This window comes from Stenotrophomonas sp. 3diitr2024 (assembly GCF_042136455.1).
Taxonomy (GTDB): domain Bacteria; phylum Pseudomonadota; class Gammaproteobacteria; order Xanthomonadales; family Xanthomonadaceae; genus Stenotrophomonas; species Stenotrophomonas sepilia.
Map to the genome: position 1 here is coordinate 1 of NZ_JBHHMJ010000693.1, position 7,642 is coordinate 7,642.

General features: G+C 69.2%; 9 protein-coding genes. All 9 read right to left on the bottom strand.

The features are described 5' to 3' along the window. Positions 1-70 precede the first annotated feature (70 nt). Genes hisIE through ABGA94_RS17850 form a run of 9 tightly spaced genes read right to left on the bottom strand, consistent with a single transcriptional unit; the run spans position 71 to position 7,488 of the window. Complete coding sequence (gene hisIE, locus ABGA94_RS17810) at positions 71-691, bottom strand: bifunctional phosphoribosyl-AMP cyclohydrolase/phosphoribosyl-ATP diphosphatase HisIE (RefSeq protein WP_111175693.1); 621 nt, start codon at positions 689-691, stop codon at positions 71-73. Further along, on the bottom strand, positions 681-1,457 hold the full coding sequence (hisF, locus tag ABGA94_RS17815) for an imidazole glycerol phosphate synthase subunit HisF (protein ID WP_053499875.1): 777 nt from the start codon (positions 1,455-1,457) through the stop codon (positions 681-683). Before hisF ends, hisIE begins: the two co-directional genes overlap by 11 nt. Next, on the bottom strand, positions 1,451-2,185 hold the full coding sequence (hisA, locus tag ABGA94_RS17820) for a 1-(5-phosphoribosyl)-5-[(5-phosphoribosylamino)methylideneamino]imidazole-4-carboxamide isomerase (RefSeq protein WP_338167941.1): 735 nt from the start codon (positions 2,183-2,185) through the stop codon (positions 1,451-1,453). The genes hisF and hisA overlap by 7 nt, the downstream gene beginning before the upstream one ends. Continuing rightward, entirely contained in the window at positions 2,182-2,784 is a 603-nt protein-coding gene (gene hisH, locus ABGA94_RS17825; RefSeq protein WP_375367864.1) for an imidazole glycerol phosphate synthase subunit HisH, read from the bottom strand. Before hisH ends, hisA begins: the two co-directional genes overlap by 4 nt. Next, a complete protein-coding gene (gene hisB / locus ABGA94_RS17830) occupies positions 2,781-3,854 on the bottom strand; it encodes a bifunctional histidinol-phosphatase/imidazoleglycerol-phosphate dehydratase HisB (RefSeq protein ID WP_375367865.1) in 1,074 nt (357 codons plus the stop codon). The genes hisH and hisB overlap by 4 nt, the downstream gene beginning before the upstream one ends. After that, entirely contained in the window at positions 3,851-4,945 is a 1,095-nt protein-coding gene (hisC, locus tag ABGA94_RS17835; protein ID WP_375367866.1) for a histidinol-phosphate transaminase, read from the bottom strand. Before hisC ends, hisB begins: the two co-directional genes overlap by 4 nt. After that, complete coding sequence (gene hisD / locus ABGA94_RS17840; RefSeq protein ID WP_262221555.1) at positions 4,942-6,237, bottom strand: histidinol dehydrogenase; 1,296 nt, start codon at positions 6,235-6,237, stop codon at positions 4,942-4,944. Before hisD ends, hisC begins: the two co-directional genes overlap by 4 nt. Beyond that, the gene (hisG, locus tag ABGA94_RS17845; protein ID WP_053499888.1) at positions 6,234-7,145 is read right to left on the bottom strand and encodes an ATP phosphoribosyltransferase; all 912 of its coding nucleotides are present in this window, start codon (positions 7,143-7,145) and stop codon (positions 6,234-6,236) included. Before hisG ends, hisD begins: the two co-directional genes overlap by 4 nt. Positions 7,146-7,179: 34 nt before the next feature. Further along, complete coding sequence (locus ABGA94_RS17850) at positions 7,180-7,488, bottom strand: YerC/YecD family TrpR-related protein (protein WP_005416326.1); 309 nt, start codon at positions 7,486-7,488, stop codon at positions 7,180-7,182. Positions 7,489-7,642: the final 154 nt, after the last annotated feature.

Genomic DNA, 7,642 nt, shown 5'->3' on the forward strand with positions numbered 1-7,642 from the left:
CCGCTGGCCGGCACCCCCTCGATGCCCGAAGATGATGAGGTTGCCGGCCAGCGGCCGGCACTACCACGCTTCAACGATGGCGTTTTTCCAGCACCGCCCGCGCATCGTCCAGCGACAGACCGCGCGCGCGCAGCAGTACCAGCAGGTGGTACAGCAGGTCCGAAGCCTCACCGAGCAGCGCCTCGTCATCCTGCGCAACCGCAGCCAGAGCGGTCTCCACCCCCTCCTCACCCACCTTCTGTGCGATGCGGCGGATGCCGCCCTCGAACAGGCGGGTCGTATAGCTGCCCGGCGGGCGCTGCGCCTCACGCATCGCGACCAACTGGTCCAGCCCGCCCAGGAAGTCCTTCGGCGCCTGGTCGAAACAGCTCTCCGCACCCGTGTGGCAGGTTGGCCCCGCCGGGCGTGCCATCACCAGCAGCGTGTCGGCATCGCAGTCGACGCTGATCGACTGCACCGCCAGGACGTTGCCGGACTGCTCGCCCTTGGTCCACAACCGCTGCTTGCTGCGGCTGAAGAAGGTCATGTGGCCGATGGCCAGCGTGGCGGCCAGCGATTCGGCGCTGACATAGCCCAGCATCAGCACCTGCAGGGTATCGGCATCCTGCACCACGGCCGGCAGCAGGCCGTCGCCCTTGCCCCAGTCCAGCGCCTGCAGCGCATCCAGCGATGGCCTGACTTCAATAGACATCCCGCACCTCGATCTGCTGTGCGCGCAGGTAGCGCTTCAATTCCGGAATGGCGATGGCACCGCTGTGGAACACGCTCGCCGCCAGCGCACCATCGACGTCGGCCTGGTCAAAGGCTTCGGCGAAGTGTTCCATCGCACCGGCGCCACCGGAGGCGATCAGCGGCACCTGGCACAGGGCCCGCGCCTGCTGCAGCTGCACGACATCGTAGCCACGGCGCACGCCGTCGCTGTCCATGCAGTTCAGCACGATCTCGCCAGCGCCACGCCGTTGAGCTTCGACGATCCAGTCCAGGGTACGCAGCGGTACCGCCTGGGTCTTGTCCGGGTCGCCACTGAAACGGCGCACCCGCCACTGGCCGTCCGCTTCACGTACCGAGTCGACACCCACCACCACGCACTGCACGCCGAACTCGTCGGCCAGTTCAGTGATCAGTTCCGGGCGGCCCAGCGCGGGGGAGTTGATCGACACCTTGTCGGCACCGGCGAACAACACGCGACGCGCGGCTTCCACGCTGTCGATGCCACCGGCCACGCAGAACGGAATGTCGATCAGGCGCGCGATGCGCTCGATCCACGCCACGTCCACCGAACGCGCCTCGGGGCTGGCGCCGATGTCATAGAACACCAGCTCGTCGGCACCCTGGTCGCGGTAGCGCTGCGCCAGCTCGGCGATGTCGCCCATGTCGACGTGATCGCGGAAGCGCACGCCCTTCACCACGCGGCCATCGCGCACGTCAAGGCAGGGAATGATGCGGCGGCTCAACATGCCAGCGCCTCCGCCAGGTCCATGCGCTGCTCCAGCAGTGCCTTGCCGAGAATCGCACCACCGCAGCCAGCGGCACGCGCCTCGGCCACATCGGCCACGTCACGGATGCCGCCGGACGCCTGCACCGCCACCCCCGGCAGCAATGCCGACAGGTGCTGGTAGAGGCCGATATTGGGCCCGGCCAGCATGCCGTCGCGGGCGATGTCGGTGCACAAGAGGTGGCGCATGCCGGCGCGCGCGTAGCGCTGGGCCAGGTCATCCAGGGTCACCCCGGCGTTCTCGGTCCAGCCGTGCACCGGCAGCTGCCACTGCCCCTGTGCGTCCTGGCGCGCGTCCAGCGCAATCGTGATGCGCTCGGCGCCAAATTCCTCCAGCCAGCCGATCACTTCATCGGGGCGGCGCACCGCCAGCGAGCCGACCACCACGCGGCCGGCGCCAGCATCAAGCATGCGCGCCACATCGTCGCGGCCACGCACGCCACCACCGGTCTGCACCTGCAGCGGCGTCTGCGCGCGGATCGCCGCCAGCAGCGGTGCCAGCGTATAGCCACCTGCGCGTGCAGCATCCAAGTCGACCAGATGCATCCACTGCGCGCCCTGTGCGGCGAAGGCCTGCGCGCGCGGCAGCGGATCGTCGCCGTAGGAGGTTTCCTGCGCGTAGTCGCCCTGGCGCAGCCGCACCACGCGGCCATCGCGGATATCCAGCGCGGGGTAGACGATGAAACTCATGCAGCAGTGCCCTCAAGGAAGTTGCGCAGCATCAGCGAGCCGGTCTCGCCGGAGCGCTCGGGATGGAACTGCGCGCCGTAGTAGCGCCCCTGCTCCACCACGGCAGTGAACAGCCCACCGTGGTCGCACGCCGCGACGGTGTGGGCATTCAGCGGCGCCGCATAGCTGTGCACGAAATAGGCGCTGGCGCGCTCCGGCACACCCTGCAACAGCAGCGACTCCCGTAGCGGCAGCAACCGGTTCCAGCCCATGTGCGGCACGCGGATGCCACAGGCCGGCACCAGCTTGCGCACCACGCCCGGAATCAGTCCCAGTGTTTCTACGCCCGCTTCCTCGGAGCGTTCGAACAGCAACTGCATGCCAAGGCAGATGCCCATCAGCGGCACCTGCAATCGCTGCAGCGGTTCCACCAGGCCCTGCGCATGCAGGCGCTGCATGCCGGGACCTGCGGCGCCGACGCCGGGCAGGATCACCCGCTGCGCACCCGCCAGGCCGTCCGCATCGCGCACCAGCCGTACCGTCGCGCCCAGGCGCTCCAATGCGTAGCGCACCGAGCCCAGGTTGGCACCACCGGCATCGATCAGCGCGACGTCGCTCACAATGCCCCCTTGGTGCTCGGCAGTGCCGTGCCCTGCCGGGCCAGCGCCGGGCGCAGTGCGCGCGCCAGCGCCTTGAAGCAGGCCTCCACCTTGTGGTGATCGTTGTCGCCGCGTACCTGCAGGTTGAGGTTCAGGCCACTGGCATCGCACAGCGAACGGAAGAAGTGCGGCACCAGCTCGGTCGGCATGTCGCCCACCCGCTCGCGCTTGAACTCGCCCTCGAACACGAAGTACGGGCGTCCGCTGAAGTCCAGCGCGGCGCTGGCCAGGGTCTCGTCCATCGGCAGGGTGAAACCGTAGCGGCCGATGCCGCGCTTGTCGCCCAGCGCCTCGCGCAGGGCCTGGCCCAGGGCCAGCCCGGTGTCCTCGATGGTGTGGTGCTCATCGATGTGCAGGTCACCCTCGGCCTGGATATCGAGGGCGAAGCCGCCGTGCTTGCCGATCTGTTCGAGCATGTGGTCGAAGAACGGCAGGCCGGTGGAGATGCGCGCATCACCGGCGCGATCCAGGTCCAGCTCAACGTGGATCTTCGTTTCTTTGGTGTTGCGCTGGACCACGGCGGTGCGTGGCGCGTCGGCCAGCGCGTGGGCGATGCCCGGCCAGTCCCACTCTCCCCCGAACTGCGCGGTGCGCAGCTGGAAGCCACGTATGTTGAGGTTGTCGGCGAACTGCAGGTCGGTGATGCGGTCGCCAACCATGCCCGAGCGCGCCCAGTCGATGCTGCGGTCCTGCAGGTAGGCGGTCATCAGGCCGATGCCCGGCTTGCGGGTCGGCGCATTGTCCTGCGGCCAGCTGCAGTCGATCAGCACGTCACGGAAGGTGATGCCCTGGCTCTCGAAGATCTGCAGCATCAGGTCGTTGGGGCCATCGAAGCTGGCGCGTGGGTAGCTGTCGCTGCCCAGGCCGTCCTGGTTGGTGACGATCACGAACTGGTAGCCGGCATCCCGCAGCTTCAGCAGCGCCGGGATCACCTGCGGCACGAAGCGCAGCTTCTCGTAGGCATCGATCTGGAAATCGGACGGCTCCTCGATGAGGGTGCCGTCGCGGTCGATGAACAGGATCGGGGTCATGCTGCGGCCCTCCGCGCCGACAGGACCGCAAGCACGCGGTCATTCTCTTCGGGGCTGCCGATGCTGATGCGCAGCGCATCACCCAACTGCGGCGCGGCGCGCTGGTCACGCACCACCACGCCCGCAGCCAGCAGCGTATCGAACGCGGCCTGGGCATCGGCGAAGCGGACCAGCAGGTAATTGCCGGATGAGCGATAGACGCGACGCACGCCGGGCAGGCCCGGCAGCGCCACGCGCAGGCGTTCGCGCTCGGCAATCACCGTGGCTACGCGTTCGGCGGTCCGGGCCAGCGCGGCGGGTTGCAGCGCCTGTACCGCCAGTTCCGCGCACGGCGTCGGCACCGGGTACGGCGCCTGGCAGCGGCGCAGCACAGCAATCAGCTCCGGTGCGGCGATCAGGGTGCCAACGCGGGCGGCGGCAAGAGCGTGCGCCTTCGACAGCGTGCGCAGCACCGCCAGGTTGGCGTGTGCGGCCAGAAGCGTGGTGGCCGATGCGCGCCCTGCGTACTCCACATAGGCCTCGTCCACCACCACCAGCGCCTGCCCGCGCAGCGCAACCGCCACACGCTCGGCCTCCTCCAGAGCGATGTCACTGCCGGCCGGGTTCGACGGTGCGCACAGGAACACCAGCTTGGCTCCCTGCGCCTTGGCCGCGTCGATCACCGCATCCAGATCGGCGCGCAGGCCATCCTCACTGTCCACCAGCGGCACTTCAATCAATGCGGCACCCTGCAGGCGTGCGCAGACGGCGTACATGCCGAACACCGGCGGCGTGACCACCACGCCGTCGCGGCCCGGCACGCACAGCGCGCGCACCAGCAGATCAATGGCCTCGTCGCTGCCGCGGCCGACCAGCAGCTGCTGTGGCGTCACGCCGTACAGCGCCGCCAAGCCTTCGCGCAACGCCAACGGTTGCGGCTCCGGATAGCGCCGGCTGCTGCCAGCCGCGTCGGCCGTATTGGCCCAGGCGGACTCGTTGGCGTTCAACCAGACCTCACCCTGCACCGCTGCGCTGCGTGCCGAGCTGTAGCCGGCGAACGCCTGCAGATCCGGGCGCACCAGCGCCAGCACCTCCTCGACAGCCGCGCTCATGCGGCGGTCTCCATGCGCAATGCAACCGCACGCTCGTGGGCATCCAGGCCTTCGGCGCTGGCGATGATGCGCGCGCAGCCGCCGATCGCGGCCAGGCCGGCGGCACTGGCGCTCTGCACGCTGATCAGGTTCTGGAAGCTGGCAACGCTCACGCCGCTGTAAGCACGCGCGGCGCCGGCGGTGGGCAGCACGTGGTTGGTGCCGCTGCAGTAGTCACCCAGTGCTTCGGGGGTGTAGTCGCCGAGGAACACCGAGCCGGCTGCCTGCACCTTGTCCAGCCAATCGCGCGGTTCACGCAGCGCCAGGATCAGGTGTTCGGGCGCATAGCGGTTGCTGATCGCGAAGGCCTCGTCCAACGAATCGACCTGGATCAGGCGCGACGCTGACAGCGCCTGCCGTGCAATCTGCTGGCGCGGCAGCAGGGCCACCTGGCGCTCGACCTCCGCCTCGACCGCCGCCAGCATCCCGGCATCGTCGGTCAGCAGCAGCACCTGCGAATCCGGGCCGTGTTCGGCCTGCGACAGCAGGTCGGCGGCCACGAACGCCGGATTGGCACCGGCATCGGCAATCACCAGCACCTCCGAAGGACCGGCCGGCATGTCGATGGCGGCGGCGCCCTCCTGTGCGACCTGCTGCTTCGCTTCGGTCACGAAGCTGTTGCCCGGCCCGAACAGCTTGTCGCAGGCGGGAATGCTTGCGGTGCCATAGGCCATGGCAGCGATCGCCTGCGCGCCGCCCAACTTGAACACGCGCTGCACGCCGGTCAGGCGCGCGGCTACCAGCACTGCCGGATCGGCGCTGCCGTCGGCGCGCGGCGGCGTGCACAGCACCACCTGCGGGCAACCGGCCAACTGCGCCGGAACGCCCAGCATCAACGCGGTGGACGGCAATGGCGCGCTGCCAGCAGGTACGTACAGGCCCACCCGGCCGATCGGGCGCAGCATGCGTTCGCAGACCACGCCCGGCGCGGTTTCAACTGCATAGCCTTTACCCATGCCGGCGGCGTGGAAGCGCGCGATGCGCTCGGCGGCGTCCACCATCGCCTGGCGCAGTTCGGCGGGGACAGCGGCTTCGGCCGCCGCGAACTCGGCTTCGCTCACTTCAAAGGACGACAGTTCGACACCATCGAAGCGTGCGGTGATCGCACGCAGCGCGTCGTCGCCCTGCGCGCGCACCTGTGCGATCAGCGTCGCCACCGCGTCGCGGGTCTGCTGCGCCACGGTCTGCACCGGGCGGGTCAATGCCGCGCTGCGCGCGGCCTCATCAAGTTGGGACCAGATCAGACGGTTCATGCCAGCGACCGCTCCACGCTCAGTACCATGAGGCCCTGCGCACCCGCGCGCTCGAGTTCTTCCATGCGCTGCCAGCTCAGCGGGCCGGGGCACATGGTCTGCAGGCGCAGCGCACCGCCATCGGCCGGCAACCGCACCAGCGGCTCGGCATCGGCCAGCAACTGCGCCAGCGCGTCGACGCGATCCTCGCTGGCGCGGAACATCAGCAGCTTGCGGTCCTGGCGCTGCACCACGCCATCGAGGCGGCGCAGCAGCATCGCGCGCAGCGATGCACGTGCATCATCGGGCACCCGTACTGCACCGGCCAGCACCGCCTCGCTGTCGAGCAGGTTGTGCACCGGGGTCAGCTGATTGGCGCGCAGGGTGGCGCCGCTGGACACCAGATCGCAGATCAGGTCGGCGGTGCCCAGGCGCGGGGCGATTTCCACCGAACCGGACAGCTCGACCACCTGTGCGTCCACCCCCTGCTCGGCCAGCCACTGCGTGAGGATGGCCGGGTAGCTGGTGGCGATGCGGGTGCCGGCCAGTTGCGCCGGACCCTGCCACTGCCATTCCTCCGGCACCGCCAGCATCAGCCGGCACTGGCCGAAGCCCAGCCCGCGCAGCGCCTGATAGGCGTCCGGCAGGCCGACCTGGCGGCGTGCCGCGGCCTGTTCGTCCAGCTCGTTGCGGCCGACGATGCCGAGGTCGCAGACGCCGTCGGCGATCAGGCCCGGGATGTCGTCGTCGCGCACCAGCAGCAGGTCCACCGGCAGCGATTCGCCGTAGCAGAACAGTTTGTCGCGGCTCTCGCGCCAGCTCAGGCCACAGGCACTGAGCAGGTTGCGGGCGGGCTCGGCCAGCCGGCCACTCTTCTGGATGGCGATACGCAGCCGGTCTCGTGCCGGCGCTGCCTGGGTTGCACTCATGGGGGAGGTCTCGAAGTTCGGAACGGGGCGCGGATCAGCGCGAAGCAAGGCGGTCGATGGCGGCGGCATAGCCTCGATGGCCATGCTCGAGCGTGCGCGCCACCCGTCCGGTGGTGGTCACGCTGACCCCGGTGCGCTCGTGGATCTCGCGATACGGCACGCCCTGCTGCAGCAGCGGCACCACCTTCCAGCGGTCGGCCATGGCTTCCAGTTCGGCCGGAGTGCACAGGTCGCGCAGGAAGGCTTCCACCTGCTCCGGCTCGCGCAGGGCGGCAAAGGCCCGGGCCAGGGCTTCCAGGTCGGCCTTGGGGTCTTTGGCGGCAATCTCGGGGCGGGCTTTCACGGGGTCGTTTCCATGCATCAATGTAATAGCGCGTTAGTACATTAGCGCACTCTTGCGCAGTGCGTCAAATCTGGGGGGATTTGTGGGCAGGGCTGCGCCCTGCACCCGCTAGATGCCGAAGCGACGTCAAATGCTGGATGGCTGAGGGTTGGCG